General features: G+C 72.6%; 28 protein-coding genes and 3 tRNA genes. 15 read left to right on the top strand and 16 right to left on the bottom strand.

Annotated features, from left to right (window positions below; all coding sequences use genetic code 11):
* Positions 1–8: 8 nt before the first annotated feature.
* Entirely contained in the window at positions 9–935 is a 927-nt protein-coding gene (locus ACIP9D_RS06125) for a phytoene/squalene synthase family protein (RefSeq protein ID WP_350868307.1), read from the bottom strand.
* 66 nt (positions 936–1,001) lie between these two features.
* Here ACIP9D_RS06125 and ACIP9D_RS06120 point away from each other — a divergent pair, with 66 nt between their 5' ends.
* From ACIP9D_RS06120 to ACIP9D_RS06085, 8 genes are all read left to right on the top strand, one after another.
* The gene (locus ACIP9D_RS06120; protein WP_350868309.1) at positions 1,002–2,153 is read left to right on the top strand and encodes a polyprenyl synthetase family protein; all 1,152 of its coding nucleotides are present in this window, start codon (positions 1,002–1,004) and stop codon (positions 2,151–2,153) included.
* Positions 2,154–2,182: 29 nt separating this feature from the next.
* Positions 2,183–3,664, top strand: a complete 1,482-nt coding sequence (gene crtI, locus ACIP9D_RS06115; protein WP_350868310.1) for a phytoene desaturase family protein — start codon at positions 2,183–2,185, stop codon at positions 3,662–3,664.
* Entirely contained in the window at positions 3,661–4,269 is a 609-nt protein-coding gene (gene idi / locus ACIP9D_RS06110; protein WP_350868312.1) for an isopentenyl-diphosphate Delta-isomerase, read from the top strand. The genes crtI and idi overlap by 4 nt, the downstream gene beginning before the upstream one ends.
* Positions 4,259–5,188, top strand: coding sequence for a MerR family transcriptional regulator (locus ACIP9D_RS06105; RefSeq protein WP_350868314.1), 930 nt, complete (start codon positions 4,259–4,261; stop codon positions 5,186–5,188). The genes idi and ACIP9D_RS06105 overlap by 11 nt, the downstream gene beginning before the upstream one ends.
* 77 nt (positions 5,189–5,265) lie before the next feature.
* Positions 5,266–6,060, top strand: a complete 795-nt coding sequence (locus ACIP9D_RS06100; protein WP_350868316.1) for a polysaccharide deacetylase family protein — start codon at positions 5,266–5,268, stop codon at positions 6,058–6,060.
* 153 nt (positions 6,061–6,213) lie between these two features.
* Positions 6,214–6,286: transfer RNA gene (locus ACIP9D_RS06095), tRNA-Glu, on the top strand.
* A gap of 30 nt (positions 6,287–6,316) precedes the next feature.
* Positions 6,317–6,390, top strand: a tRNA-Asp gene (locus ACIP9D_RS06090).
* 102 nt (positions 6,391–6,492) lie between these two features.
* A tRNA-Phe gene (locus ACIP9D_RS06085) sits at positions 6,493–6,566 on the top strand.
* Between the two features lie 552 nt (positions 6,567–7,118).
* Here ACIP9D_RS06085 and ACIP9D_RS06080 read toward each other — a convergent pair.
* From ACIP9D_RS06080 to ACIP9D_RS06070, 3 genes are all read right to left on the bottom strand, one after another.
* On the bottom strand, positions 7,119–7,484 hold the full coding sequence (locus ACIP9D_RS06080) for a transcriptional regulator (protein WP_350868318.1): 366 nt from the start codon (positions 7,482–7,484) through the stop codon (positions 7,119–7,121).
* Entirely contained in the window at positions 7,481–8,179 is a 699-nt protein-coding gene (locus ACIP9D_RS06075) for a hypothetical protein (protein WP_350868320.1), read from the bottom strand. Before ACIP9D_RS06075 ends, ACIP9D_RS06080 begins: the two co-directional genes overlap by 4 nt.
* Before the next feature lie 64 nt (positions 8,180–8,243).
* On the bottom strand, positions 8,244–8,750 hold the full coding sequence (locus tag ACIP9D_RS06070) for a tetratricopeptide repeat protein (RefSeq protein WP_350868322.1): 507 nt from the start codon (positions 8,748–8,750) through the stop codon (positions 8,244–8,246).
* Between the two features lie 114 nt (positions 8,751–8,864).
* On the opposite strand from ACIP9D_RS06070, the gene ACIP9D_RS06065 reads away from it, so the two are divergent.
* Positions 8,865–9,857 (top strand): DUF5937 family protein, encoded by a 993-nt coding sequence (locus tag ACIP9D_RS06065; RefSeq protein ID WP_350868324.1) that lies wholly within the window; start codon positions 8,865–8,867, stop codon positions 9,855–9,857.
* Positions 9,858–9,909: 52 nt separating this feature from the next.
* On the opposite strand, the gene ACIP9D_RS06060 is transcribed toward ACIP9D_RS06065, so the two are convergent.
* Entirely contained in the window at positions 9,910–10,236 is a 327-nt protein-coding gene (locus ACIP9D_RS06060; RefSeq protein WP_350868326.1) for a hypothetical protein, read from the bottom strand.
* A gap of 121 nt (positions 10,237–10,357) precedes the next feature.
* Complete coding sequence (locus ACIP9D_RS06055) at positions 10,358–11,473, bottom strand: hypothetical protein (protein ID WP_350868328.1); 1,116 nt, start codon at positions 11,471–11,473, stop codon at positions 10,358–10,360.
* 197 nt (positions 11,474–11,670) lie between these two features.
* Between ACIP9D_RS06055 and ACIP9D_RS06050 the strand changes: the two genes are divergently transcribed.
* The gene (locus tag ACIP9D_RS06050; protein ID WP_350868330.1) at positions 11,671–12,195 is read left to right on the top strand and encodes an SRPBCC family protein; all 525 of its coding nucleotides are present in this window, start codon (positions 11,671–11,673) and stop codon (positions 12,193–12,195) included.
* Positions 12,196–12,218: 23 nt separating this feature from the next.
* Here ACIP9D_RS06050 and ACIP9D_RS06045 read toward each other — a convergent pair whose 3' ends face one another.
* Positions 12,219–12,926 (bottom strand): DUF2786 domain-containing protein, encoded by a 708-nt coding sequence (locus ACIP9D_RS06045; protein ID WP_350868332.1) that lies wholly within the window; start codon positions 12,924–12,926, stop codon positions 12,219–12,221.
* Positions 12,927–12,978: 52 nt separating this feature from the next.
* Complete coding sequence (locus ACIP9D_RS06040) at positions 12,979–13,368, bottom strand: hypothetical protein (RefSeq protein ID WP_350868334.1); 390 nt, start codon at positions 13,366–13,368, stop codon at positions 12,979–12,981.
* Between the two features lie 165 nt (positions 13,369–13,533).
* On the opposite strand from ACIP9D_RS06040, the gene ACIP9D_RS06035 reads away from it, so the two are divergent.
* Entirely contained in the window at positions 13,534–14,883 is a 1,350-nt protein-coding gene (locus tag ACIP9D_RS06035; RefSeq protein ID WP_350868336.1) for an ABC transporter substrate-binding protein, read from the top strand.
* 73 nt (positions 14,884–14,956) lie between these two features.
* Here the strand turns inward: ACIP9D_RS06035 and ACIP9D_RS06030 are convergent, their stop codons facing one another.
* Together ACIP9D_RS06030 and ACIP9D_RS06025 are read right to left on the bottom strand one after the other, a co-directional pair.
* Positions 14,957–15,700, bottom strand: a complete 744-nt coding sequence (locus ACIP9D_RS06030; protein WP_350868338.1) for an enoyl-CoA hydratase/isomerase family protein — start codon at positions 15,698–15,700, stop codon at positions 14,957–14,959.
* A 52-nt stretch (positions 15,701–15,752) separates the two neighbouring features.
* Complete coding sequence (locus tag ACIP9D_RS06025) at positions 15,753–16,610, bottom strand: 3-hydroxyacyl-CoA dehydrogenase family protein (RefSeq protein WP_350868340.1); 858 nt, start codon at positions 16,608–16,610, stop codon at positions 15,753–15,755.
* Positions 16,611–16,846: 236 nt separating this feature from the next.
* Between ACIP9D_RS06025 and ACIP9D_RS06020 the strand changes: the two genes are divergently transcribed.
* The gene (locus tag ACIP9D_RS06020) at positions 16,847–17,143 is read left to right on the top strand and encodes a hypothetical protein (RefSeq protein ID WP_350868342.1); all 297 of its coding nucleotides are present in this window, start codon (positions 16,847–16,849) and stop codon (positions 17,141–17,143) included.
* Positions 17,144–17,213: 70 nt separating this feature from the next.
* Here the strand turns inward: ACIP9D_RS06020 and ACIP9D_RS06015 are convergent, their stop codons facing one another.
* Positions 17,214–17,993: a methyltransferase domain-containing protein gene (locus ACIP9D_RS06015; protein ID WP_350868344.1), complete on the bottom strand. Its 780-nt coding sequence runs from the start codon at positions 17,991–17,993 to the stop codon at positions 17,214–17,216.
* Positions 17,994–18,046: 53 nt separating this feature from the next.
* Between ACIP9D_RS06015 and ACIP9D_RS06010 the strand changes: the two genes are divergently transcribed.
* Positions 18,047–18,436, top strand: a complete 390-nt coding sequence (locus ACIP9D_RS06010) for a PPOX class F420-dependent oxidoreductase (RefSeq protein ID WP_350868345.1) — start codon at positions 18,047–18,049, stop codon at positions 18,434–18,436.
* A gap of 55 nt (positions 18,437–18,491) precedes the next feature.
* On the opposite strand, the gene ACIP9D_RS06005 is transcribed toward ACIP9D_RS06010, so the two are convergent.
* Both ACIP9D_RS06005 and ACIP9D_RS06000 read right to left on the bottom strand, forming a co-directional pair.
* Positions 18,492–18,701, bottom strand: coding sequence for a BldC family transcriptional regulator (locus tag ACIP9D_RS06005; protein ID WP_007073996.1), 210 nt, complete (start codon positions 18,699–18,701; stop codon positions 18,492–18,494).
* 251 nt (positions 18,702–18,952) lie between these two features.
* Entirely contained in the window at positions 18,953–19,792 is an 840-nt protein-coding gene (locus ACIP9D_RS06000) for a hypothetical protein (RefSeq protein WP_350868347.1), read from the bottom strand.
* Positions 19,793–19,965: 173 nt separating this feature from the next.
* Here ACIP9D_RS06000 and ACIP9D_RS05995 point away from each other — a divergent pair, with 173 nt between their 5' ends.
* Together ACIP9D_RS05995 and ACIP9D_RS05990 are read left to right on the top strand one after the other, a co-directional pair.
* On the top strand, positions 19,966–21,048 hold the full coding sequence (locus tag ACIP9D_RS05995) for a Glu/Leu/Phe/Val dehydrogenase (protein ID WP_350868349.1): 1,083 nt from the start codon (positions 19,966–19,968) through the stop codon (positions 21,046–21,048).
* Positions 21,049–21,353: 305 nt separating this feature from the next.
* A complete protein-coding gene (locus ACIP9D_RS05990) occupies positions 21,354–21,569 on the top strand; it encodes a DUF3073 domain-containing protein (RefSeq protein ID WP_088996883.1) in 216 nt (71 codons plus the stop codon).
* A gap of 134 nt (positions 21,570–21,703) precedes the next feature.
* Here the strand turns inward: ACIP9D_RS05990 and amcA are convergent, their stop codons facing one another.
* The 3 genes from amcA to purM form a co-directional block, all read right to left on the bottom strand.
* Positions 21,704–21,940 carry a multiple cyclophane-containing RiPP AmcA gene (gene amcA / locus ACIP9D_RS05985; RefSeq protein WP_350868351.1) on the bottom strand — a complete coding sequence of 79 codons (237 nt, stop codon included), beginning with the start codon at positions 21,938–21,940 and terminating at the stop codon, positions 21,704–21,706.
* The gene (gene amcB, locus ACIP9D_RS05980; RefSeq protein ID WP_350868819.1) at positions 21,909–23,012 is read right to left on the bottom strand and encodes a cyclophane-forming radical SAM peptide maturase AmcB; all 1,104 of its coding nucleotides are present in this window, start codon (positions 23,010–23,012) and stop codon (positions 21,909–21,911) included. Before amcB ends, amcA begins: the two co-directional genes overlap by 32 nt.
* 130 nt (positions 23,013–23,142) lie before the next feature.
* Positions 23,143–24,297 carry a phosphoribosylformylglycinamidine cyclo-ligase gene (purM, locus tag ACIP9D_RS05975; protein ID WP_350868353.1) on the bottom strand — a complete coding sequence of 385 codons (1,155 nt, stop codon included), beginning with the start codon at positions 24,295–24,297 and terminating at the stop codon, positions 23,143–23,145.
* Positions 24,298–24,356 lie beyond the last annotated feature (59 nt).

Raw genomic sequence — 24,356 nt, 5'->3', positions numbered from 1 at the left:
GCGGGCGGTCACCGAGCGGTCGGGCCGGACGCCGGCGGCCCGGGTACGACCACCGGGGTGCCGGTCGGGGCGAGCAGCGCACGGGCCGCCACGCTGAGCCGCCGCCGCTGCGGGACCACGGCCCGGCGGGCGAAGACGTCGTAGTCCTGCGCGGCCACCTCGTCAAGGATCCCGCCGTAGAGCGCGTACGCCGTGCGCATGCAGGCCTGTGACGCGGGTGCGAGCAGGGTGATCCCGGGTGCCGCCGCCGCGTAGTGCTGTTGGGCCCGGGTCACCTCGTAGGCGATCAGCTCGCGGATGGCCGGGGTGGCCTGGCCGCGCCGGCTGGCCTCGACCAGGTCCCGCCGGGTCACCCCGAAGCGCGTCAGGTCCTCCTCCGGCAGGTAGATGCGCCCCCGGTCCAGGTCCTCGGCCACGTCGCGGATGAAGTTGGTGAGCTGGAAGGCGAAGCCGAGCTGCCGGGCCGGTTCCCGGGCCGCGACCGGGTCGCTGCTGCCCAGGACCGGCAGCATCATCGTGCCGATGACCGCGGCCGAGCCCTCCATGTAGTCGAGCAGGTGGGGGTAGGTCCGGTAGGAGCTGACGGTCAGGTCCATCGCCATGCTCTTGAGGAACGAGGCGAAGTCGTCCCGGTCCAGGTCGAAGACGGCGATGGTGTGCAGCACCGCCGGCAGCAGCGGATCGTCGATCGGCTCGCCGTGCAGTCCGGCCATGAACCGGCCGCCCCAGTCGTCGAGCCGGGCGGCGCGCTCCGTCGGCGGCAGGTCGTCGGTGCGGTCGACGATTTCGTCGGCGTACCGGGTGAAGCCGTAGAGGGCGTGCACATGTCGGCGTTTCCACCCGGGGAGCAGCCGGGTGGCGAGATAGTAGGTGCGGCCGTGGCGTCGGTGCAGCTCACGGCAGCGGTCGTAGGCAGCGGTGAGATCCGTGTCCACCGGCCCCTCCTCCAATATCGACGCACCAATCGACGCAACTCGTAACTCTAGGGTACCCTCGGCCGCATGGCCAACGACGCGGTTGCGGACGATGTGCTCCGCGTGCCGGTGCAGCCGACCCACCGGAGCGAGCCGGCCCGCACCGTCCTGGCCTCCCACACCGGTGACCTGGTCGACGCCGTCGACGACACGCTCACCGCCTTCCTGGCCGCCGAGGTCGACTCGCTCACCGAGGTCGACCAGGCGGTCGGCGACTTCGCGGCCACCGCGCGGGACGCGGTGCTCGCCGGGGGCAAACGGATCCGCCCCACGTTCGCCTACTGGGGCTGGCGCGGGCTGGTCGGCGACACCGCGCCCCTGCCACCGGTCGTGCCGGCGTTCGCCGCGCTGGAGCTGCTGCACACGTTCGCCCTGGTGCACGACGACGTGATGGACGCCTCCACCACCCGCCGCGGTCGGCTCACCACGCACGTGGCGGTGACCGCGCAGCACGCCGCCGCCGGCCGGCTGGGCGACCCGGGGCGGTTCGGCGAGTCGGTCGCGGTGCTCGTCGGTGACCTCTGCATGGTCTGGGCCGACCGGCTGCTGGCGCGCGCCGTCGTGCCGCCGCACCGGCTGCTCGAGGTGCGCCACTGCTACGACCAGATGCGGGTGGAGACCATCGCCGGGCAGTACCTCGACGTGTTCGGCGACAGCGAGGCGGCGGGCTGGTCGGTCGACCGGGCGCTGCGGGTGGTCCGCTACAAGACCGCGAGCTACACGGTTCAGCGGCCACTGCACTTCGGCGCCGCCCTGGCCGGTGTCACCGCCGACGCGCCGCAGGTCGCCGCGTACACCCGCTACGGCCTCGCCGTCGGCGAGGCGTTCCAGCTCTGCGACGACCTGCTCAGCGTCTACGGCGACCCGGCGACCACCGGCAAACCGGCCGGCGACGACCTGCGCACCGGCAAGCCGACGGTGCTGATGATGCTCGCCCGGAAGCTCGCCACCCCGGCGCAGCGCCGGGCGTTGGAGCTCGCGGGCGCGCCCGCGGGGCAGCGGGAGGTCGCCAGGCTGGCCGAGCTGGTCGAGCTGACCGGCGCGGTCGCCCGGGTACGGCGGATGATCTCCGACCGGGTGGCCGAGGCGCTGGCGGCCCTGGACGGCGCGGCGATCGACGTGGGCGCGCGCCGCGCGCTGGCCCGGCTGGCCGTCGCGGCCACGGACCGGCGGGCATGATGGGCGGTTTCCCGGGAGGAGGTGGTCACGTGCGGACGGTGGACGGACGAACGGACCGGGTGGTGGTCGTCGGTGCCGGCCTCGGTGGTCTGGCCTGTGCGCTGCACCTGGCCGGCAGCGGCCGGCAGGTGACGGTGCTGGAACGCGAGCCGGTGCCCGGCGGCCGGGCCGGCCGGCTGGGCGTCGACGGCTACGAGTTCGACACCGGCCCGACCGTGCTCACCATGCCGGAACTGATCGCCGAGGCGCTCGGCGCGGTCGGCGAGGAGCTGGACGACTGGCTCGACCTGACCCCGCTCGACCCGGCCTACCGGGCCTACTACCCGGACGGCTCGACGCTCGACGTCATCACCGACACCACCCGGATGGCCGCCGAGATCGCCCGCGTGTGCGGCCCCCGGGAGGCGGACGGCTACCTGCGCTTCGTCGACTACGCCCGCCGGCTGTGGCAGCTGGAGCGGGCCGACTTCATCGAACGCAACCTGGACACCCCGGTCGACCTGCTCACCGGCAACCTGCTGAAGCTGCTCGCCGGTGGCGCCTTCCGCCGGCTGCACACCAAGATCGGCCAGTTCTTCCGCGATCCGCGCACCCAGCGCATCTTCTCCTTCCAGGCCATGTACGCCGGGCTCGCCCCGCACGACGCGCTGGCCATCTACGCGGTGATCGCGTACCTCGACTCGGTGGCCGGAGTCTGGTTCCCGCGCGGCGGCGTGCACGCGGTCTCCCGGGGGATGGCCGGCGCCGCCGAGAAGCACGGCGTGCAGATCCGCTACGACACCACGGTGACCGAGGTACGCACCGCGAACGGCCGGGCCACCGGGGTGCTGACCGCCGACGGCGAACTGGTCCCGGCCGACGTGGTGGTGCTCAACCCCGACCTGCCGGTCGCCTACCGCGACCTGCTGCCCCCGGCACGCCAGCGCCGGCTCGCCTACTCGCCGTCCTGCGTCGTGCTGCACGTGGGCTCGCGCCAGGAGTATGCGAAGATCGCCCACCACAACATCCACTTCGGACGGTCGTGGAAGGGCACCTTCGATGAGGTCATCCGGCGGGGCGAGCTGATGTCCGACCCGTCGCTGCTGGTCACCAACCCGAGCCGGACCGACTCCACGGTGGCGCCACCGGACCGGCACACCTACTACGTGCTCGCCCCGGTGCCGAACCTCGACCGGGCCCCGTTCGACTGGCACGGCGACCTGCCGCGCCGCTACGCCGACCGGCTCATCGGCACCCTGGAGGAGCGCGGCTACGTCGGCTTCGGCGCCGGCGTCGAGGTGCTGCGCACGATCACTCCGGCGGAATGGGCCGCCCAGGGCATGGCCGCCGGGACCCCCTTCGCGGCCGCGCACACCTTCCGCCAGACCGGCCCGTTCCGCCCGAACAACCTGCACCGGACGCTCTCCAACGTGGTCTTCGTCGGCTCGGGCACCCAGCCCGGCGTGGGCGTGCCGATGGTGCTCATCTCCGGCAAGCTGGCGGCCGGCCGCATCACGGGAGGCAATCGATGAGCCAACGCGAGGAGCACCTCGTCGAGCTGGTCGACGAGGAGGGTCGGGCACACGGGGAGACCACGGTCGCGGCCGCGCACCAGCCGCCGGGCCAGCTGCACCGGGCCTTCTCGGTGATGCTGGTGGACCCGGACGGGCAGGTGCTGCTCCAGCGCCGGGCCGCCGTGAAGACCCGCTTCCCGCTGCGCTGGGCCAACTCCTGCTGCGGCCACCCGGGGCCGGGCGAGTCCCTGAGCGAGGCCGCCAACCGGCGGCTGCGCGAGGAGCTGGGCACCGGTCCGGTCGAGCTGACCGAGGTCGGGGTGTACGTCTACTACGCCGAGGACCCGGCCACCGGCCGGGTCGAGTTCGAGTACGACCACGTCCTGCGCGGCGAGTTCCGCCCCGGCGCGCCACTGCTGCCGGACCCGACCGAGGTGGCCGAGCTGCGCTGGGCCGAGCCGGCCGCGGTGGCGGCCGACCTCGACGCCGACCCGCGGTCGTACTCCCCGTGGCTGCGCGGGGTGGTCGACCGGCTGCTGCACCCCGCCGACCCGAGCAAGCCCACCGTGGCACCGTCCGGCCTACCGACCGATGAGGCGCCGGAGCGGTCGGGTGGCCGATGAGGCGCTGAGCGCGGGTGCGGTGGCCCGCCGGCTCGGGGTCGCGGTGACCACCCTGCGCACGTGGCACCAGCGCTACGGGCTCGGGCCCAGTCAGCACGAGCCGGGTCAGCACCGCCGCTACACGGCGACCGACCTGGCCCGTCTGGAGATCATGCGGCGGCTCACCGCCGACGGGGTCAGCCCGGCCGAGGCCGCCCGTTGGGCCCGTCAGGCACCCGATCCGGTACGCGCCGAGAACCTGGCCCGGCCGCGGCCGGCCGGGGTCCGGGACGGCGGTCCGACCATTCCGGTCGGCCGGGCCGGACCGGCCGCCCGAGGGCTGGCTCGCGCGGCGATGCGGCTGGACTCCGCTGCGATCGGCGAGGCGACCGCCCGGGCCCTGGCCGCCGACGGGGTCGTCGCCACCTGGGAGCGGCTGCTCCGGCCGGTGCTGGCCGGCATCGGCGAGCGGCACGCCGCGACCGGCGGACTGATCGAGGTGGAACACCTGATGTCCCGCTGCGTCTCCGAGGCGTTCGCCGCGGCCAGCCGGACGGCCACCCCGGGTGGGCCGGCGCGGATCCTGCTCTCCTGCGCCGACGAGGAGCAGCACACACTGCCGTTGGAGGCGCTCGCCGCCGCGCTCGCCGAAGCCGGCGTCGGCTACCGGATGCTCGGCGCCCGGGTGCCCGTGCCAGCCCTGCTGGAGGCGGTCAACCGGACCGGGCCGGCCGCCGTGGTGCTCTGGTCACACAGCCGGGCCACCGCCGACCCGGCCCAGCTCGACGCCCTGCTCGCCGCGCCCCGGCGGCCACTGCTGGTGCTCGCCGCCGGCCCCGGCTGGTCGACCGAGACGCTGCCCGCCGGGGTGGTCCATCCCACACAGCTCGCCGAGGCGGTCGCACTGGTCGTGGCGGTACGGGACTCACTGGAGCGGTGACCGGGGGTGTCGGGGCCTGACGGCGTCCACTAGCGTCGGGTGGTCCGCGTACCCCGACCCCCTTCGGGAGCGAACAGATGAGATCCCGCGCCCTGCTGGCGTACGCCCTGGGTCTGGTCCTGGTCCTCGGCGGCTGCGCCCAGCCGGGCCGCGTCGTCGCCGTCGGCGGCCCCGCCCCCAGCCCCTCCACCATCCCGGCGCCCAGCCCCAAACCGACGGTCGCGCCCCGGCCGACCCGTCCCCCCACCACCGGCAAACCGGTCCGCCCGCTGCCGGCCAAGCTGCCGGCCGGGCTGCGGCGCACCACCGGCGTACGCCCGGTCGCGCTCACCTTCGACGACGGGCCGAGCCCGACGTGGACGCCGAAGATCCTCGACCGCCTGCGGGCAGCCAAGGTCACGGCCACCTTCTGCCTGGTGGGGCGGGAGGCGCAGCGCCATCCCGAGCTGGTCCGGCGGATCGTCCGCGAGGGGCACCAGCTCTGCAACCACAGCTGGAAGCACAACATCGACCTCGGCCGGCTGCCGGTCGCGGAGATCCGGGCCGACCTGGTCCGGACGAACAAGGCGATCCAGACGGCCGCCCCCGGCGCGCCGATCGCCTTCTACCGGCAGCCCGGCGGGCGGTGGACGCCCGAGGTGGTGGCGGTCGCCAAGCAACTCGGCATGCGCTCGCTGCACTGGAGCGTCGACCCGCAGGACTGGGCCAAGCCGCCGGCCCCGACGATCAAGCACCGGGTCCTGGCCGCCGTCCGGCCCGGCTCCATCGTGCTGCTGCACGACGGGGGTGGCGACCGGGCCGCGACCTTCGCCGCCTGCCCCTCGGTGATCGCCGACCTGAAGCGGCGCTTCGGCGTCACCCGACTCCGCTAGACGCGTCTGACCTGCGCTTTCCCGGGATCGCCGGGCCCGGGCCATACCGGTTTTGTCGACCGCAGGGACATCACGTATGCTTTCCAAGCCTCCGGCGGGGCCGGATGGGAGCAAGTCCGCTTGACGTTGCCAATGTGCAATGATGGCGGGGCCGCCCTCATCGTCTAGCGGCCCAGGACGCCGCCCTTTCAAGGCGGTAGCACGGGTTCGAATCCCGTTGGGGGCACGACCGGCGCAAGCCGGAGCAACAAAGCTAGGTCCTGTGGAGCAGTTGGAGTGCTCGCCGCCCTGTCAAGGCGGAGGTCGCGGGTTCAAGTCCCGTCAGGACCGCAGCGCTTACGCCGCGCGAAACATGCGCGGCGTTCTGCGTATCGGAGCGTGTGGCCCTCCGGCGGGATGCCCGCCATTTGGGTAGCATGGTCCGAGCGACCCGGCCAGGTAGCTCAGTTGGTACGAGCGTCCGACTGAAAATCGGAAGGTCGGCGGTTCGACCCCGCCCCTGGCCACATAGCCTTTCGCCGGGCTACAAAGATCCCCACCAGCGGAAACGCAGGTGGGGATCTTGCTTTGCGTGGCCGGTCACCGTTTCCGACCCGCGCCGCGCGGAACGCCTCGGGCGGCTTGCGGTTCGACGCCGGAGGGAATCTGCTAGAACTTTCCCTTGCGCCAGCTCTGGGTCGTTTCTTCGGGGCTGCCGGTGGGCCGGACGGCACCGCCGGCTTCACCGGTCTGGCGGGTGTCTCCTGTCGTCCCGGCTCCGCTGGGTCCGGTGCGCCTGGTGCCTTTGAGGCGCCGTACCGCCTCGGCCCCGACAGCTCCCGCCGCACCGCCCGCCGCAAGCAGCGCGGCCATCAGCGGCCATTGAGGTTGACGGCGACGCACGGCTGATGGCCTCTTCGCAGTACGACGACGAGCCGCGGGTTGTTGCCTCATCTGCAGGTACCTCTGCGCTCTCATTTCCTCATTGTCGGCACCCGCGCCGGCCCAGGTGGCGAAATCGATGCCCCGCAATGGTCCGGCTGACCCCCCGAACTCGTCGCGCGCGGTCGGTGCGGTGCTCATCGGTCCTGCGGGGTGTCGGTGGTCTCGACCCGCGCGATGAGCAGCTTCAGGCGCCCGATCTCTTCGGCGAGCGCCGCGCTGCCCGCGGCGGTGAGCGTGATCCAGGTACGGCCGCGCCGCCCCGCGTACCCCTTTTCGACCTCCACCAGGCCGGCCGTCTCCAGCACGCCCAGGTGCTGGGAGAGGTTGCCGGCGGTCAGCTCCAGCTGGGTGCGCAGGTAGCCGAACTCCACCCGGCGGGCCTCGTGGGCGATGGTGAGGATGCCCAGCCGGACCCGCTGGTGCACCACGTCGTCCAGGCCGGTGACCGGATGTGGTGATTCGGCCTCGTCCGGTGCCGGGGTGTCGGCGGGGCCGGTCACCGGGGCCGCCGCAGCCGTTGCGCCAGCGCGAAGCCGGCGCTGCCCAGCAGCAGCAGGCCGCCGTTGATGACCAGCTGTGGCGCGAAGGCCCACTGGGGGCCCCAGCCGACCCCCCACCCGAAGTTGATCGGCACCAGCACCACCGCAAGGTACCCGAGGGCGAACAGCAGCAGCGCGACGCGTCGCTCCAGCCAGGCCAGCACCAGCAGGGCCAACCCGATCGCGCCGGTCGGATCGAGCAGCCGGAACAGGAACTGGACGAAGGCGGGCGGCTCGTCGGGATAGTACGGATGGTCGAGGATGCTCCACACCCCCGAGACGGCGGCGGACAGCACGACGAGCGCGACGCCGGTGAGCACGTACGGCAGCACCCGGGTGCCCAGTCCCCGGGCCCGGGCGACCCGCAGGTACCCGCCGGCGATCACCACGTACGCCAGCACCAGCGCCGCCCACCAGTAGAACTGCGCGGCCCGGTACCAGGCCTTGCACACCTGGCCGTCCGCTATCGGCTGGCAGTCGCTGAGGACCGGTTGGCTGAACCGGTACACCAGGATCGCCCCGAACGTCACCAGGGCCAGCACCAGCAGCGGCAACCACGTCACCCGCTGGGCAAGACGAACCCGGCGCGCGAGGTTGCGCGCATCGGCCAGGAGCCGGCGGGGATCGCCACCGGCGGGGATCGACTCACTAGTCATGCCAATAGGTTTCCAGAACAAACCTATTGGCGCTAGTAACCGCTCGACTTTTCCGCGGGCGACGTCAGGCGGTCTCGACCAGGAGCCGGGCGTAGTTGGCCATCGACCGTTGGTAGCGTGGCAGGTGCTTGGCGAGGGCCCCGACCGCGATCGACACTGCCTCCCGCTCCCGACCGACGCTGGTCAGGGCCAGCGCGAGCGTCGCGCAGACCGCATCGTCGAGTTCGTCGGAGCCGCGCTCGCGCTCCTCGGTCAGCAGCCGGACGCTCTCCTCGGCCTGCCCCACGTTCCGCAGCGAGCTGGACATCTGAATCACTGACCGCCGCCGCCGGATGCCGTCGATACCCAGCTCCAGCGCCTTGCGGTAGAGCGGGACCGCCCTGTCCGAGTGACCGGTCGAGTCCCAGGCGCAGGCCCGCTCGAACGCCGCCACCGGATGATCCGGTCCCAGTTCGTCGGCGAGGGCGCCGACCCGCTCGCGGAACTCCTCTTCGTCCCAGTCGTCGGGTGCCGCGTTGAAAGCCGCCCACAGGTCCGCGCTGCGCTGCTCCCAGTCGATGTTCGGGTTCATCCTCGTTCTCCTCATGATCGTCGGTTCGGACCGGAACTCTGCGGGGGTTGGTACCGTGGCCGCCAGAGATTCGGCGCTCGCCGAATCTCCTTCTCTTTTGACGGGGTGGAACGGATGGCGATCATGCTGCGGTTCGGCCCTGCTGATCTGCTGCGCTGCCGGTTCGCCATCTCGCCCATGCTGGAGACGCTGTTCGCGGTGCGCCTGCTCTCCCCCCGCGAAGGCGTCGGCCCGCACCAGCGCTGGCTCGACACCATCGACACGCGGGAACTCGACCTGCGGCCGATCGCCCTGCTCCAGCCGCGTCGCGGCTACACCCCCGACTTCCTCTCGCCGCCGCCGGCCGGCCCCTACACCCGGTTCGAGGACGAACTCGCGGCCCTCGCGGCAACGAACCATGATCGGGTACGCGCAGAGGTGCGACGGTCACTGGCGGACACCCCGGGGGCGGCCGAGTCTGCGACCGGACGACTCCTGCTGGGCGAGCCGGCTCTTGTCCTCCAGACGCTGGCCTCACTCGTGAAGCAGGTGTGGAGGGTCCTGGTCGAACCGGTCTGGCCGCAGGTACGCGGGCTGCTCGACGCCGATGTGGGCTTCCAGAGCCGACGTCTCGCCGAAGGCGGCCTGGACCGGTTGTTCGCCGAGCTGCATCCTCGCCTGCGCTGGAACAACGGCGTGCTGACCCGTGAGTACGGCGGCGACGAGCGTCGCGATCTGCGCGGCGAGGGACTTGTCCTGGTGCCCAGCGCATTCAAGTGGGATCAGGTCGTCGTCATCGTGGACCCGCCGTGGCAGCCCACAGTGATCTATCCGGCGCGCGGGCTCGGCGCGCTCTGGCAGCCCCTTTCCGCCGACCGGCATACGGCCCTGGGCCGCTTGATCGGTAGGACCCGGACGGTGCTGCTGCTCGGCCTCGACGAGCCGGCCAGCACGACGACGCTCGCTCACCGCCACGCGCTGGCGGCCGGGACGGTCTCCGAGCACCTGTCGGTGCTGCGCGACGCCGGGTTCGTCGCCGGGGAGCGACACCGGCACGAGATCCGCTATCGGCGTACGCCCCTCGGCGAAGCCGTGCTCCGTCACTCGTCTTCTCGACCGCGGCCGTGACCGATCCGTAGCGATCGTCCCCGGGCCCGTCACCATCCGCGAGCAGGGGCGGCTAGTCGTGCCGCAGGGCGAACCACCCCACCGCCGTCACGAAGAGCACCAGCGCCACCCCGAACAGGCAGAGTTTGATCGCGAAGGGCAGGGCGACGAGCGATGCGACCTGCTGGACGAGCAGACCAGCAGCCACCAGCGCGACGCCGCCCCCGATGCGGACCGGCTGGGCCCGCTGCTCGGCGGACAGGCGCCCGAAGCCGAACCGCCTTCGGGGCAACCGGCGCAGGATGACCGCGCGGAGACCGAACACGAGCAGCGCCAGGCTGACGACCGCCACCACCAGGCGGACGGCGACCAACACCGGCTCCGTGTCGCTCGGGCTCATGCGGACTCAGTTCCCGGGCGCCAAGATCCCTACGCTGTCGCGCTGCGTGCTGGTCGGCCCGGACTGCCCAGGGCTCGGCGGGTGTGAGCCGCGTCCGCCGGTGGCCGGCGGGACGACGGTCTCAGCGCTGGGGCGGCTGTCCGTGCTGGGCCATGCCGGACCTGATCGCCTCCCACACGCTCCGGCCAGCCTGCCGCAGCGCCTCGCTGGCCTGTTCGGCGAGATCCGTCGGACTCGGCACCATCCGACCCTGCTCGCCGCCCGGCTGGCTGGGCTGACCCGGCCGTCCCCGACCCGGCTGCCATCCGTGTCCCGCCTCGGCCGTACCCGGCCGCCCCTCGCTCGGGCCCGGCTTCGCACCCTCGCTCGGACCTGGCTTCTTACCCTCGGTCGGGCCCGGCTGCTGGCCGGCGGCCGGCGGCCCGCCCGCCTCACCCTGGCCGGGCCGCTGCTGGCCCTTGGCTGCCGGCTGGCCCGCGCCGCCCCCAGGCTGCGGCTGACCCGCACCGCCCGCAGGCTGACCCGCACCGCCCGCAGGCTGGCCCGCACCGCCGGCCGGCTGGGGCTGACCCGCTCCGCCCGCAGGCTGGCCCGGCCCACCCGACGGCTGCTTCGGCTCGCCCTTGGCCAGTGCGCCCGATCCGGTCCACTCGGCCCGTGCGGCGACCGACCCGACCTGCCGCCCGAGCCGGTCCACCACGTTGCCGAGCTGCTCGGTGTTGCCGGTCAGCTGCTGGGCCGCCCGGTCCGCGTCGTCGAGCGCCGTCCGGGCACTGCCCGCCAGCGCTTCGATGATCTGCGGATTCTGGTCGATGGTGTCCAGGGCCCGGTCGAGGATCCGCATCAGCCGCTCCAACCGGACCTTGAGCAGCGCCTCAGCCCGGACATCGGTGATGTCGAGTTCGACGGCGTCCAGGCGCACCCGGACTCCGGCGTCCAACTGGAGCAGGTTGGCCAGTCGTGCCCGGAGGGACAGGTCGGCATCCAGCCCGTCCACGGCGAGCCGGATCGAACCCACCCGCAGCTCCGGCACGTCCAGCAGGACGTCCGGCTCGCCCGACCGCGGCTCCTCCTCGGCGGGCCAACGGCCCTCCCGCAGGTGCCGCTCCGGCGGGACCTGCCGGCGCCCCTGCGCACCCTGACCTGGCTGCGCCAGGCCCGGACCTGTCCGCCCCGGCTCGGCATCCGGCTGGCCCGATCGCGGCTTTCCGCGCTGGCCCGACTCGGTCTCGCTCATCTGCCCCGCTCCCGGCTCGGCCGTCCCGGGACGGCCCGGGCCCAACCGGCCGCGCTTACCCGAAATGCCGCGTCCCATCCCCGTTCCGGCCGTCTGGTGCGGACCACCGGCCGCACCGCCCGATCCGGCGTGGTGTCCGGAACCAGGCAACCGCGCGCCGGTGCACACTCGGGTATCAGCCGGTATTGTCCGGGCCTATGGGACAGGAGATGGCTGATCCGGCCGCCATCCGGCAGGACGTCGACCAGTTCTCGTTACGCTGCGGCCTGTCCGTCCCCGTCCCCGCGGAGCGGGCGTTCGCCGTCTTCACCGAGGCGCTGACCGACTGGTGGGTCAGCGAATACACCTGGTCGGGGCCACAGGCGCTGGCCGAGCTGGGGATGGAGCCGCGCGCCGGCGGCATGCTCTACGAGATCGGCCCCTACGGCTTCCGGGCGGACTGGGGCCGGGTGCTCACCTGGGATCCACCCCGACGGCTGGTCTTCACCTGGCAGATCGGCCCGGACCGGTCGCCGGTGCCGGACCCGGCCCACGCGAGCGAGGTCGAGGTGCTCTTCCTCGCCGACGAGCCGGAGCAGACCCGGCTCGAGTTGGAACACCGCCACTTCGACCGGCACGGCGAGGCGGCCGAGGGCTACCGGAAGGCGCTCACCGTCGGCTGGCACGAGCTGCTCTCCCGTTACGTCGCCACGGTCGACGGCCACCGCCCGCCGCTCACCTGAAACCCGGGCCCGCGGGCGTCGGGTCAGTGTCCGATCCCGCGCTCCGCGCCCGGGCCGGCGTCCACCTCCGGACCGCCGAGGTCGGCCCGACGGCCCGCCTCCGCCCCCGGGCCGAATCCACCGCCGGCGAGCCGCCGCCGCGGGGCGGTACGCAGTCGCGGATAGACCTCGGCGAGGCGCTGCCGCACCCGGTCGGAGCGGTCCGCCAGGACCAGTGCCACCCCGGGGGCCGCCGATCCGCTCGCCGCCTCGGTCTCGGCCTCGCGCAGCCGCGCCCCGATCACCTGGGCGAATCCGGCCAGCCAGGAGCGGCGGAAGGCGGCCGGCTGCTCGCCGGCGGGCACGAGCGTGCCGGCCAGCCCGTGGGCGGCCTGTACCAGCAGTGAGGTGAAGAGCAGGTCGACCCGTTCCAGGTCGCTGGCGAAACCGAAGAGATGCATCGCGAAGCCGTTGCCCTGCGGTCGCCGTACGCAGCGGCAGCGCAGTGGGTCGGCGACCGCGGCGAGCAGGCCGACCTTGTCCCGGGCGTACGGGGCGACGACCTCGACCACCCGATCGCCGACCGGGTCGGTCGCCGGGTCCCGGGCGGCGAGCAGCGCCCGGTCCACCCCGTAGCGGGCGATCAACTCCGTCGCCTTGGCGGTGAACGCCGCCGACTCGGCGGGGGTGCAGGCCGGGTCTTCGGCCTGGGCCAGCAGTTTGCGGACCTTGCTGAGCATGGCCTCGGACATGCCACCAGAGCTATCACACCGGCTGGTGTCGAGGCCCGGCCCGCCGGCCCGGTCAGTCCGCGCGGCTGCGCAGCGTGGCCACCGTCGAGCCGGCGAGGGTGAGCAGGCAGTCGGGCAACTGCCCGTCGGCCGCCGCCGCGCCGAAGAGCGCCTCCCCCGTGTCCACGTCCCGGTTGGCGTACGCGCTGACGAAGCGGGCCACCCAGCGGGTGTCGTAGCCGGCCTCGTCGATGCCGGGAAAGTCCAGGGCGCACAAGCCGGGCGGCCCGGGGTCGCCGACCATGGTGGCGGCGAGGCACCAGGCCACCCCGTACGCCCCGGCCAGCCCGGATCGGTCGACGACCGCGTCGAACGTGCCCACCACCGCGTCGCCGTCTCCGGCCAGCGCCGAGCGGAGCACGGCGGTCGCGTCGTCGAGCAGCTGCTGTGGTAGCTCCGTCACGCACCGCACAGTAGGCGGACGGGTCAAGGGACCATCGCCACCGGGCCGGCTGCTACTCTCCGTGCTCACCGCGGACGACCTGCGGAGTAAGCCGGCTCCACGGTCCCGCGCCCAGCGTCGGCACGCTAATGTGCGCAGCGGACCTTCGCCGGAGGAAGGACGATCATGCTCGTATCGCGCGGCTCGCGTGTGGCCACACTGGCTGCCTGCGCCACGTTCCTGCTCGCCACAAGCGCTTGCGGGACTGACAGCCCCGAGGAGGCGACGACCCAACAGGCGCGCCTCTACGGGACCGACGGCAACATGCTCAACTCCTTCCCCGCTGAGTTGAAGGAACGGGCAGACCTCGTCGATGGCATGAAGGGCACCACGCCGCTGACGCCGTTGCCGGAGGACTTCAAGAGTCGGCTACGGTCCGTTGACCCCAAGCTGACCGACTACCTCTACGCCGCGGAGACGTACGACGCGGTCATGATCAGCGCGCTCGCCGCGCAGCTGGCCGGCAGCACGGAGCCCGCGGCGATCGCCAAGCAGATCGTCGCCGTGACCAACGAGGGCGAGCGCTGCGAGGAGATCGCGGCCTGCCTGACGCTGGCCCGCAACGGCCAGGACATCGAGTACCGCAGCGTCTCGCTGACCCGCGCCGGCTTCACCGACGCCGGTGAGCCGGCCACCGCCAGCTACGCGACGCTGCACTTCGACGGTCAGCAGCTCAACGACAGCAAGACCGAGTTCGTTGGCGCCGGCAGCGAGTCGGCGGCGAGCACCAAGGCGCCGCCGAAGCCGAAGAAGCAGAAGACCGGCGCCGCGGACGCCGCCGACGGCTCACCGCTGGTGATCGGGGGCCTGCTGCCGAAGACCGGTGACCTGGCGATCGCGTACCCGCCGATGGCCGCTGGCGCGACTCTCGCCATCCAGCAGATCAACGCCGCCGGCGGTGTGCTCGGCGACCCGGTGACCTGGCTCGACGGCGACGACGGCACCAGCCCGGCGGTGGCGAAGGCCACCGTGGCCCGGTTCGTTCAGAGCGGCGTGGACGTCATCATCGGCGCCGGCGGTTCGGGCATCTCCCGCGAGGTGCTGCCGGACGTGGTGCAGGCGGGTCGGATCCTCTTCTCCCCGTCCAACACCGACAGCAGCCTGACCGAGGTGGAGGACAACGGCCTCTACTTCCGTACCGCGCCGCCGGACAGCCTCCAGGGTCGGGCGCTGGCCGACGTGATCCTGCGCGACGGCTCGCAGCGGATCGCGATCGTCGCCCGCAAGGACTCCTACGGCGAGGGCCTGCAGGCCGTGGTCAAGACGGAGCTGGAGCAGGCGGGCATCAGCGCGGACCGGCTGAAGCTGCTGACCTACCAGCCGCCGGACGCCCCGGACGCTCCGCCGGTGGACTTCGGCGCCGGCGCGAAGGAGATCAAGGACTTCGGCGCGGACGCCGTGCTGGTGATCGGCTTCGGCGAGTCGGCGCAGGTGATCCGGGCGCTGGCCGACGGCGGCGTGCAGATCCGGCACTGAGCGGGCCACAGCCCGACGAACGACGACGGCCGCACCGGGAAACCGGTGCGGCCGTTTTTCGTGCCCGTGCGGGTCAGCGGTCGCGTCGCCGGTCCAGGAACTCGGTCATCCGGCGGTGCTTCTCCTCGTCCTCGAAGAGCACCGCCTGGCTGATCAGGTCGACCTGGGGATGGGCGGCCGGCGGTGCGTCCACGGCGAGCTTGGTCAGCCGCAACGCCAGCGCCGAGCCTTTGGCCATCTCGTCGAGCAGACCGTGCGCGGCCGGCAGCAGCTCGGCCGGCTCGGCCACCACCCGGTTGACCAGCCCGATCCGCAGCGCCTCCGCGGCGTCCACCCGACGGCCGGTGAAGAGCAGCTCCTTGGCCCGGGCCTCGCCGATCAGCGCCGGCAGCCGGTGGGTCGCGCCTGCGCCGGCCAGGATGCCCAGCCGCACCTCCGGCTGGCCGAAGACCGCCCGCTGGGTGCACACCCGCAGATCACAGGCGTACGCCAGTTCGGCGCCGCCGCCCAGCGCCGGGCCGTCCACGGCCGCCACGGTCGGCATGGGCAGTGCCCGGATCCGGGCGAACGCGGCTGAGTTGATCGCGGCGAGGGCGTCCAGCCGGCCCCGCTCGCGTAGCTGGCCGATGTCGGCGCCGCCGGCGAAGATGCCGTCGGTGCCGCCGGTGAGCAGCAGCAGCCGGGGATTGGCCTCCAACTCGGCGCAGACAGCGTGCAGCTCGGCGATCAGGTCAGCGTCGATCGCGTTGCGCTTCTCCGGCCGGTCCAGGGTGACCACCAGCCGGTCCGGCCGTTCCTCGATCCGCAGCCCGCTCATTCGGCTCGCCCTTCGTTCGCGACTGCGGGGCTCGCAAGCTCACTCCTCGCGCTCACCGCTTCACGCCGCCTTCCCAGCGGTAGAAGCCCTGCCCGGACTTCTTGCCCAGCCGGCCGGCGGCCACCATCTCCTCCAGCAGCGGCGGCGGCGCGAAGCGGTCCCCGTACGCGGCCTGGAGGGTGCGGGCGATGTCGAGCCGGACGTCCAGCCCGACCAGGTCGGTCAGCTCCAGCGGCCCGATCGGGTGCCGGTAGCCGAGCACCATTGCCTTGTCGATGTCGGCGGGGCTGGCCACCTGGTCGGCGACCATCCGGATCGCCTCGAGGCCGAGCGTGACGCCGAGCCGCGAGGTGGCGAAGCCGGGCAGGTCGCGTACCACGACGGGGTCCTTGCCCAGCCGGCCGGCGAGCGCGACGCCCGCCGCGGTGGTCTGCTCGGCGGTGGCCGGGCCGACCACGATCTCCAGCAGCGCCATCGCCCAGACCGGGTTGAAGAAGTGCAGCCCGAGGAAGCGCTCCGGCCGGGCCAGTCCGGCGGCCAGGTCTCCGATGGAGATGCTGGACGTGTTGCTGCCGAGCAACGCGGGGCGCAGCGCCTCCGCGTCGCGCAGGACCGCCCGCTTGAGGTCGAGCCGCTCCGGCACCGCCTCCACCACCACGTCCGGCTCCTCGGCGACCTCGCTCAGGGCGGCGCGCAGCGTCACCCGGCCCCGGTTCGCGCCGGCCTGGTCGGCGGTCAGCTTGCCGCGTTCCACCGCCCGGTCCCAGAGCTCACCGAGCCGGGCCACAGCCGTGGCGCCCCGGGCGGGGTCGACCTCCACCAGCTCGACGGCGTGCCCGGCGCCCGCCGCCACGTACGCGATGCCGAGCCCCATCGTGCCGGCGCCGACCACCACGAACCGATCACTCATGCCGGCACTCCGCTGCGCTCCGTGCCGCCACGAGGCTCAGCCTCGCTGCACCTGATGATTCGCTCGCTCATTACGCCTCCCCGCCGCGTCCGCAGGCGGCGCGGGGGTCACCCACGCCCGACGGTGCGCTCCACTCGCTCATGCTGCGACCCTATGAGTCCGGATCGCGGCGGCATGCGTGGGGGCGCGGCGGATCGGGTACAGACGGCGGTCAACCGAGGGAAGGACCAGTCGACATGAGCCAGGCACCGGAGGGCGTCGCGGACGCGGAGACCACCGAGACCGTGGAGACCCGCGGGGAGGAGCGGGTCGACCTGCTGCGCGCGGACACCAACAACGACGGCCGCACCGACGTCTGGGTGGTGGACACCGACGGCGACGGCAAGGCGGACCTGTTCCAGTTCGACACGGACGGTGACGGCAAGGTCGACGTCACCATGGTCGACCTCGACGAGGACGGCACCCCGGACGAGGTGGTCGACGGCGACGGGGGCCTGCCGCCCGAGCCGCTGCCGCCGACCGTCCAGGTCTGAGCGCCCGGGCCCCCTGCCGCCGCCAGGTCGGCGCGGGGGCCCGCTGCCGCTCCCTGGTGGCCCGCGTTCGTCAGCCGGCCAGCCGCAGGGTGGCCAGGTAGTACGGCGCGTCGCGGTCGTCCACATCGGTCAACCGCCACGCGCTGCCCTGGACCAGCTCGGCGAACTCCGTCGGCGAGCAGACCAGGTAGTCGAACCAGTCGGTGGCCAGTTCGCGGTAGCGCAGCCGGAGCCGCAGCTGACCGCCGAGCCGGCCCCGGCGCCGGTTCAACTCGTGGTAGCCGGTGTGCACCGGATCCCGGGTGCCGTACGGGTCGGTGCCGTGCGCGATGATCTGCGCTCCCGGCCGGGCCAGCGCGGCGAGCGCGGCCAACAGCTCCGGCGCCCGCTCCCGCCCCTCGAAGAGACCCAGGTTGTTGCCGAGCAGCAGGAACGTGTCGTACCGGTGGCCGTCGGCGACGTGGTCGTCCACCGTCCCGTGTACCAGCCGGTGCACGCCCCGGTGGCGGCACACCTTCAGCGCGCCGAGCGAGGTGTCCAGCCCGGTGACCGGTACGCCGAGTTCCTGGAGTCGCAGCGCGATCCGGCCGGCCCCGACCCCGATGTCGAGCGTCTCGCCCCGGGCCCGCTCCACCGCCCGGTGGTCGTACGGCTGCCAGTCCGCCGGCCCGTCGAGGTAGTGCGCGGCCGGCGCGCCGTTGATCAGCCCGTCGTCACGCTCAATGATCTCGATGACCGGCCGGGGCAGCCGCCCGCCGACCATCGGTCGGGGACCGACCCCGGTGGCCACGGCGAGGGTGTCCCGCAGCAGCTCACCCACCACATCGCCGATCTGCGGTCCACTCGTCACGGTCTTCACGCTATCCGGCCGGTCAGTCAGCCGCGCGGCCGTATCCTGGCCACGTGACCACCTTGGACCGCCTGTCGGCGGAGAAGTACATCCTGCTGACGACCTTCCGCAAGGACGGTCAGCCGGTGCCGACTCCGGTCTGGGCGGTGCGGGACGGCAACGGTCTGGCGGTCTGGACGGCGGCCGACTCCGGCAAGGTGAAGCGGATCCGCAACAACGGCACGGTCACGGTGGGCCCGTGCGACGTGCGGGGGCACCCGCACGGCGTGCCGGTGCCGGCGCACGCGAGCCTCTACGACTCGGCCGGCAGCCGGCGGATCCGTGGTCTGCTCAAGCACAAGTACCGGGTCCTCGGTCGACTCACCCTGCTCGGCAGCCGGCTGCGCCGGGGCGAGGGCGGCACGGTCGGCATCCGGATCGAGCTGACCGAGGAGCGGGCATGAAAAAGGGGCGGCGGACCGAAGTCCTCCACCCCTGATCCACGAACGTGGTGCCGGTTCAGTCCCCCTGGCGCTGCTGGGGAATCTGCCCCTGCAGCAGGGCCCTGACCTCCGACTCGCGGTAGCGGCGGTGGCCGCCGAGGGTGCGGATGGCGGAGAGCTTGCCCGCCTTGGCCCACCGGGTCACCGTCTTCGGGTCGACACGGAACATCGACGCCACCTCGGCCGGCGTGAGTAGCGGCTCTGGTTCATGCGTTCGCGATGCCATCGGTCACTCCTCCACATGTATAGACATCGGCCGGGGTCCCGCCGGCCGACGCGTCTCCCATGGTCCGGCTAGTCCCCGATGTCCGACATGGGCCGAACGGCCGAACGTCCCTAGACGGACGGATGAACCATGCCCGATTTATGCGACTTTTACACGGCAGAAAGTACCTTATTCGGACTCATGATCACGGTTCGTGAAGCGTCAACTACGAGCACCCCTCGCCTTGGGAGCGCTTCTCGGGCGATATGCCCCTAGTTGCACCGCTCGAGCAGCTGCACCGCTCGCCAACGCGCGACCAGCTTGTCGTACGCGGCCGAGGCGTCCTCCGCCTCGCCACGGGAGAGTCCCGCCAGTCCCGCCGCGACCAGCTCTGGCGAGTCGTCCGCGGTGAGCGTCTCGTCGGGCAGCAGCTCGACCAGGCCGCCGTAGTCGAGTTCCACCACCGAGCGCGGGTGGAACTCCTCCAACCAGCGGGCGGCCTCCTCGACCGCCTCGGTGATCGGCGCCTCGCCGACCGACTTGCGCAGCACCGAGAGCGCCCGCGACGACCGGCGGCGGGCCTTCGAGATCTCGGTGCGGTAGCGCAGCGACCGCCGACCGGGCTCGGTGACCAGGTCGCGCTCCGCCGGGTCGAAGAGCACGAACCACCGCAGCGGCACGCCCCAGGTGGCGATCTGCTCGTGCACCCGCGGTACGCCGTGCTCCAGCACCCGGGCGCCGCTGCGCCAGTCGTCCACCACGGCTTTGGCCTGACCGGCGAGGACCGGGGGCACGAAGGCGTCGGCGAGCACCGAGGGCACGCCGTCGCGGGCGCTCAGCGCCGCCTCGGCCACCCGGATCCGCAGGTTCCACGGGCAGACCAGCAGCGTGTCGTCCGTCTCCAGGACGTACGCCTCCTCGGGCAGGTCGGGTAGGCGGGTCCAGCCGGCGCCGAGCGCCTCGATCACCGCCGTCCGCTGCCGGCCGGGCCCCTCCACCGGGGCGACCGCCCGCCCCTCCGACACGTAGCGACGCCAGTACGACTGGCGGTCCCGGTCGAAGGCGGTCAGCGGCTCGTACACGCGCAGGTAAGAAGCGAAGAGCGACGGCACGGCGCGATCCTCCCACGAACCTCGCCCCGTCGCCGTCAGCGCCCGCCCACCACGCGTGCCGCGCTCGACGGGCAGCCGGCGGCCGATATTAGGCTCAACCTCACCGGCAGCATCCCCGCCGGCGTCCGCCAGGCACGCGTCCCACAAGGACGCACCGACACCAGGAGCCAGTCATGGGCGTATTCGCCAGCACCGACGACCCCGGATCTACCGGCCACGAACAGGTCGTGTTCTGCCAGGACAAGCAGAGCGGCCTCAAGGCGATCATCGGGATCTACTCCACCGCGCTGGGGCCCGCGCTCGGCGGCACCCGCTTCTACCCGTACGACAGCGAGGAGTCCGCCCTCGCCGACGTGCTGGACCTCTCCCGCGGCATGGCGTACAAGAACGCTCTCGCCGGGCTGGATCTCGGCGGCGGCAAGGCGGTCATCTGGGGTGACCCGGAGCAGATCAAGAGCGAGGCCCTGCTGCGCGCGTACGGCCGGTTCGTGGAATCGCTGGCCGGGCGCTACTACACCGCCTGCGACGTCGGCACCTACGTCGCCGACATGGACGTGATCGCCCGGGAGACCAGCTACGTCACCGGCCGCAGCGTCGAGCACGGCGGCGCCGGCGACTCCTCCATCCTCACCGCCTGGGGCGTCTTCCAGGGGATGCGCGCGGCCGCCGAGCACGTCTGGGGCACCCCGTCGCTCTCCGGTCGACGGGTCGGCGTGGCCGGGCTGGGCAAGGTCGGCAAGTACCTCGTCCGCCACCTGCTCGACGACGGGGCCGAGGTGGTGGCGACCGACGTCAACCCGCGGGCCCTGGAGTGGGCGCGCACCAACCACCCGCAGGTCACCCTGGTCGACGACGCCAGCATGATGGTCGCCGGCGACATCGACGTGTACGCGCCGTGCGCCCTCGGCGGCGCGCTGAACGACGACACGGTGCCGGCGCTGCGCGCCAAGGTGGTCGCCGGCGCGGCGAACAACCAGCTCGCCCACCCCGGCATCGAGAAGCTGCTGGCCGACCGGGGCATCCTCTACACCCCCGACTACGTGGTCAACGCGGGCGGCGTCATCCAGGTCGCCGACGAGATCGAGGGCTTCAACTTCGAGCGGGCCAAGCTGCGGGCCACCCGGATCTACGACACCACCCGGGAGATCCTCCAGCTCGCCGACGCCGAGGGCGTCCCGCCTGCGGTCGCGGCGGACCGGCTGGCCGAGCGGCGGATGGCCGACGTCGGCCGGTTGCGCACCATCCACCTCCGGTGACCCCCGTCCCCGGGAGCGGACCGTCCGGATCCGCTCCCGGGGCCATGCCGACCCCGGCCGGGCTCTAAGCTTGGGGATGGGACAGGTTCGTGCCGTTTCGTCCGGTGTCACGGGTGCTCATGGCTCCACCCCTTACCGGGTACACTGGGTGACGGCCGGATCACTGCGACGCGCAGGGCCGGCTGACGGTAACCCGAGGTGCCGAACGGTGGCATCCCCATGTACCGTAAGAGCCACGAGAGATGCCTGACGTCATCGGGGCCCGCCTTCGGGCTGCCCCGCATTCTGTGCGAGGGGGTCGAGCCATGGGGCGCGGCCGTGCTAAGGCCAAGCAGACGAAGGTGGCGCGGGAGTTGAAGTACCACTCCCCGAACACCGACCTCACCGCCTTGCAGCGTGAACTGGCGGGTGCTGGTAAGTCTGAGCACAACTTCGACGACGACTACAAAGAGTATGTCGACGACGATGATGAGGATCACGCGGACGAGGACCCAGACACCTGGGTCCGTCCGACCCGCTGACCTCCCGACGCAGCTGAGCACGCGGTAGCCCCCGCGTGCTCACGCATGTGCCCGCCGCAGCGGCGTAGCGACCGACGATCAGGGGCCTGCCCTGCAGAATCGCCAGACAGGTCCCTGATCCCGGTACCGCACCCTCAGCGCGGCCGGTTGTTCCAGTTGTAGAACGTCGGGATGTTCTCGAAATGGTTCCAGGCGCAGACCGCGCCCTCGCCGTTTCCGCCCGCCACCTCCGACCGGAGCCGTCGTGCGGCCTCCGCCTCACGCAGCAGTGCGATGAGCCCCGGGGCGGCGTCCAGCACCCGCTCGGCGACTCCGACCGGGGCGGCGCCCGCCACCCGCTCAGGCTGCCGGTGACTGGTGGTCTCGGGCATGCTCCAACACTCCCTCCAATAGGCGGATCTTGCTGTTGCGGCAGTGCTCGGTCTCCGTACCGTCAAAACGCCCCAGCTCGAAGTAACGGTTGGCGGCGTGACCGCCGCCACAGAAGCCGAAGTAGGGGCAGCCGGAGCGGCACGCCTCGACACCGGCGAGGAACTCGCCCACCCACGGCGTGCGCTCCGCGCCGGCCAGGATCTCGGCCAACGGGGTCTCCAGCACGTTGCCGCTGCTGAAGTCGCCGTACCTCGGGTCGGTGAAGCCGGCCAGCTCCGGGGAGAGCACGGTGACGGAGCCGTCGTGCCCGATCGTGGGGATCGGGTCCAGCCGGCGGGGCAGCACGTCGTCCGCCATGCCGTCCAGGACCGCCGCGGCGTACCGCAGCGACCACTCGACCTCGCGCAGGTGGATCCGGGGATCCCGCCGCCACGCCGCGACCAGCTCGGCCCAGAAGGCGATCACGTCCGCCGGCTCGTGCGAGTTGTCGCGGGTGTTGACCCCCTCGGTCTCCTCGATGTTGATCCCCAGCACGTCGCAGCCGAGATCGAGGAAGTAGTCGTACAGCTCGGTGGCGAGCCCCGGCTCGGGCCGGGAGACCACCGCGAGCGCGGAGAAGGGCAGCCCGTGCGCGCGCAGCGCGCCGACACCGCGCAGGATCCGGTCGTACGCCGGTGAGCCGGCCCGGCTCACCCGGTCGCCGTTGCGCTCCCGGGGCCCGTCCACGCTCACGCTCACCCGGACCCGGTGCTCGGTGAAGAAGCGGCACCAGGCGTCGTCGATGAGCGTGGCGTTGGTCTGCACGTGGTGCTCGACCTCGGGGCCGAACGGCGCGAGCAGGGCCGCCAGGTGTTCCCGGCCGGCCGCCAGGGGCTCGCCGCCGTGCCACACCACGGAGAACCGGCCGGCGGTCGCCCACGGGTTGACCGCCGCCGCCACCGCCTCGGCCACCGGCACCGGCATCCGCCGATCGGCGGCCCGGAACGGCAGATAGCAGTACGCGCAGTCCAGGTTGCAGAGGGTGGTCGGCTGCATCACGACGTACGACGGAACGGCGGCGACCCCGCGCATCCCGCTGAACGACTGTCCCCGAGCAGCCATTGCCCTCCCTTGCCTAGCCTGAGGGTGCCCTTCAGGCTAGGCGGCATTGGCCACTCGGGTGAACCCCTGATCAGGTGCTCGTATGATCAGCAGAGCGTGATCAGCCGCGGGTGTGCTGCCCGATCATCTGAACGTTGCCGGAGCCCTCGATGATCTCGCCGGCCTGCCACGCCTCGACGCCCCGCCCGGTGAGGGTGGCCAGCGCGCGGTCCGCGTCCTCGGCGGAGACGATCGCGAACATGCCGACGCCCATGTTGAACGTCGCCTCCATCTCCGGGTCCTCGATCCGTCCCTTGGACTGGATCAGGTCGAAGACCGGCTGCGGCCGCCAGGTGGAGCGGTTGACCACCGCGTCGACGTGCTCGGGCAGGACCCGCACCAGGTTCCCCGGGATGCCACCGCCGGTGACGTGGGCGAACGCCCGCACCTCGGCCTCGGCGATCAGCTTGAGGCAGTCCTGGGCGTAGATCTTGGTCGGGGTGAGCAGCTCCTCGCCGAGGGTCCGCTGCCGGCCGAAGTCGTCGATCACCACGTCGAGCCGCATCCGGCCCGCGCCGAGCAGCACGTGCCGGACCAGGGAGTAGCCGTTGGAGTGCAGGCCCGAGGAGCGCATCGCGATCACCACGTCGCCCACCTCGACCCGCTCCGGGCTGAGGATGTCGCTCTCCTCCACCACGCCCACACCGGTGGCCGAGATGTCGTACTCGTCGGGGCGCAGCACGCCCGGGTGCTCGGCCGTCTCGCCGCCGAGCAGCGCGCAGCCGGCGTAGCGGCAGCCGTCGGCGATACCCGCGCCGATCTCGGCGACCTTGTCCGGCACCACCTCGCCGGTCGCGATGTAGTCCAGCAGGAAGAGCGGCTCCGCGCCGCAGGCGACCAGGTCGTCGACGACCATCGCGACCAGGTCGATGCCGACGGTGTCGTGGATGTCCATCTGCTGGGCGATCACCAGCTTGGTCCCCACACCGTCGGTGGAGGAGGCCAGGATCGGGTTCTTGTACTTCTGGGTGTCGAGCCGGAAGAGACCGGCGAACCCGCCCAGGTCGCCGAGCACCTCCGGGCGCCGGGTCTGCCGCACCTTGGACTTCAGCAGCTCGACCGCGCGGTCGCCCGCCTCGATGGACACGCCGGCGTCCGCGTACGAGACCGCCCGTTTGCGCGCCTGGCGGCTGTTGCCGGCCGTCCAGGGCTGACGGTCGCCGCCGGCGCCCGTCGGGCTGGTTCCTGCGCCGCTGCGCTCGGAAACGTGCGTCACGGTTCTCCCCTTTGTGGTTCTCGGTGCGGTGCCGGAGGTGGCCGGCCCGCGCCGGGCGG

Origin of the sequence: Micromonospora sp. NPDC093243, from assembly GCF_044753725.1 — a bacterium.
Taxonomy (GTDB): Bacteria; Actinomycetota; Actinomycetes; order Mycobacteriales; family Micromonosporaceae; genus Micromonospora.
The sequence above is the reverse complement of the archived record's forward strand: the minus strand, read 5'-3'. Positions and strand labels throughout refer to the sequence as shown.

What these genes read in the sequence shown, in the direction of transcription:
- ACIP9D_RS06120 (WP_350868309.1), top strand. Translation starts at nt 1,002, where the DNA reads ATGGCCAACGACGCGGTTGCGGACGATGTGCTCCGCGTGCCGGTGCAG.
- idi (WP_350868312.1), top strand. Translation starts at nt 3,661, where the DNA reads ATGAGCCAACGCGAGGAGCACCTCGTCGAGCTGGTCGACGAGGAGGGT.
- ACIP9D_RS06100 (WP_350868316.1), top strand. Translation starts at nt 5,266, where the DNA reads ATGAGATCCCGCGCCCTGCTGGCGTACGCCCTGGGTCTGGTCCTGGTC.
- ACIP9D_RS06075 (WP_350868320.1), bottom strand. Translation starts at nt 8,179, where the DNA reads ATGACTAGTGAGTCGATCCCCGCCGGTGGCGATCCCCGCCGGCTCCTG.
- ACIP9D_RS06070 (WP_350868322.1), bottom strand. Translation starts at nt 8,750, where the DNA reads ATGAACCCGAACATCGACTGGGAGCAGCGCAGCGCGGACCTGTGGGCG.
- ACIP9D_RS06065 (WP_350868324.1), top strand. Translation starts at nt 8,865, where the DNA reads ATGGCGATCATGCTGCGGTTCGGCCCTGCTGATCTGCTGCGCTGCCGG.
- ACIP9D_RS06060 (WP_350868326.1), bottom strand. Translation starts at nt 10,236, where the DNA reads ATGAGCCCGAGCGACACGGAGCCGGTGTTGGTCGCCGTCCGCCTGGTG.
- ACIP9D_RS06055 (WP_350868328.1), bottom strand. Translation starts at nt 11,473, where the DNA reads ATGAGCGAGACCGAGTCGGGCCAGCGCGGAAAGCCGCGATCGGGCCAG.
- ACIP9D_RS06050 (WP_350868330.1), top strand. Translation starts at nt 11,671, where the DNA reads ATGGGACAGGAGATGGCTGATCCGGCCGCCATCCGGCAGGACGTCGAC.
- ACIP9D_RS06045 (WP_350868332.1), bottom strand. Translation starts at nt 12,926, where the DNA reads ATGTCCGAGGCCATGCTCAGCAAGGTCCGCAAACTGCTGGCCCAGGCC.
- ACIP9D_RS06035 (WP_350868336.1), top strand. Translation starts at nt 13,534, where the DNA reads ATGCTCGTATCGCGCGGCTCGCGTGTGGCCACACTGGCTGCCTGCGCC.
- ACIP9D_RS06030 (WP_350868338.1), bottom strand. Translation starts at nt 15,700, where the DNA reads ATGAGCGGGCTGCGGATCGAGGAACGGCCGGACCGGCTGGTGGTCACC.
- ACIP9D_RS06025 (WP_350868340.1), bottom strand. Translation starts at nt 16,610, where the DNA reads ATGAGTGATCGGTTCGTGGTGGTCGGCGCCGGCACGATGGGGCTCGGC.
- ACIP9D_RS06020 (WP_350868342.1), top strand. Translation starts at nt 16,847, where the DNA reads ATGAGCCAGGCACCGGAGGGCGTCGCGGACGCGGAGACCACCGAGACC.
- ACIP9D_RS06005 (WP_007073996.1), bottom strand. Translation starts at nt 18,701, where the DNA reads ATGGCATCGCGAACGCATGAACCAGAGCCGCTACTCACGCCGGCCGAG.
- ACIP9D_RS05995 (WP_350868349.1), top strand. Translation starts at nt 19,966, where the DNA reads ATGGGCGTATTCGCCAGCACCGACGACCCCGGATCTACCGGCCACGAA.
- ACIP9D_RS05990 (WP_088996883.1), top strand. Translation starts at nt 21,354, where the DNA reads ATGGGGCGCGGCCGTGCTAAGGCCAAGCAGACGAAGGTGGCGCGGGAG.
- amcA (WP_350868351.1), bottom strand. Translation starts at nt 21,940, where the DNA reads ATGCCCGAGACCACCAGTCACCGGCAGCCTGAGCGGGTGGCGGGCGCC.
- amcB (WP_350868819.1), bottom strand. Translation starts at nt 23,012, where the DNA reads ATGCGCGGGGTCGCCGCCGTTCCGTCGTACGTCGTGATGCAGCCGACC.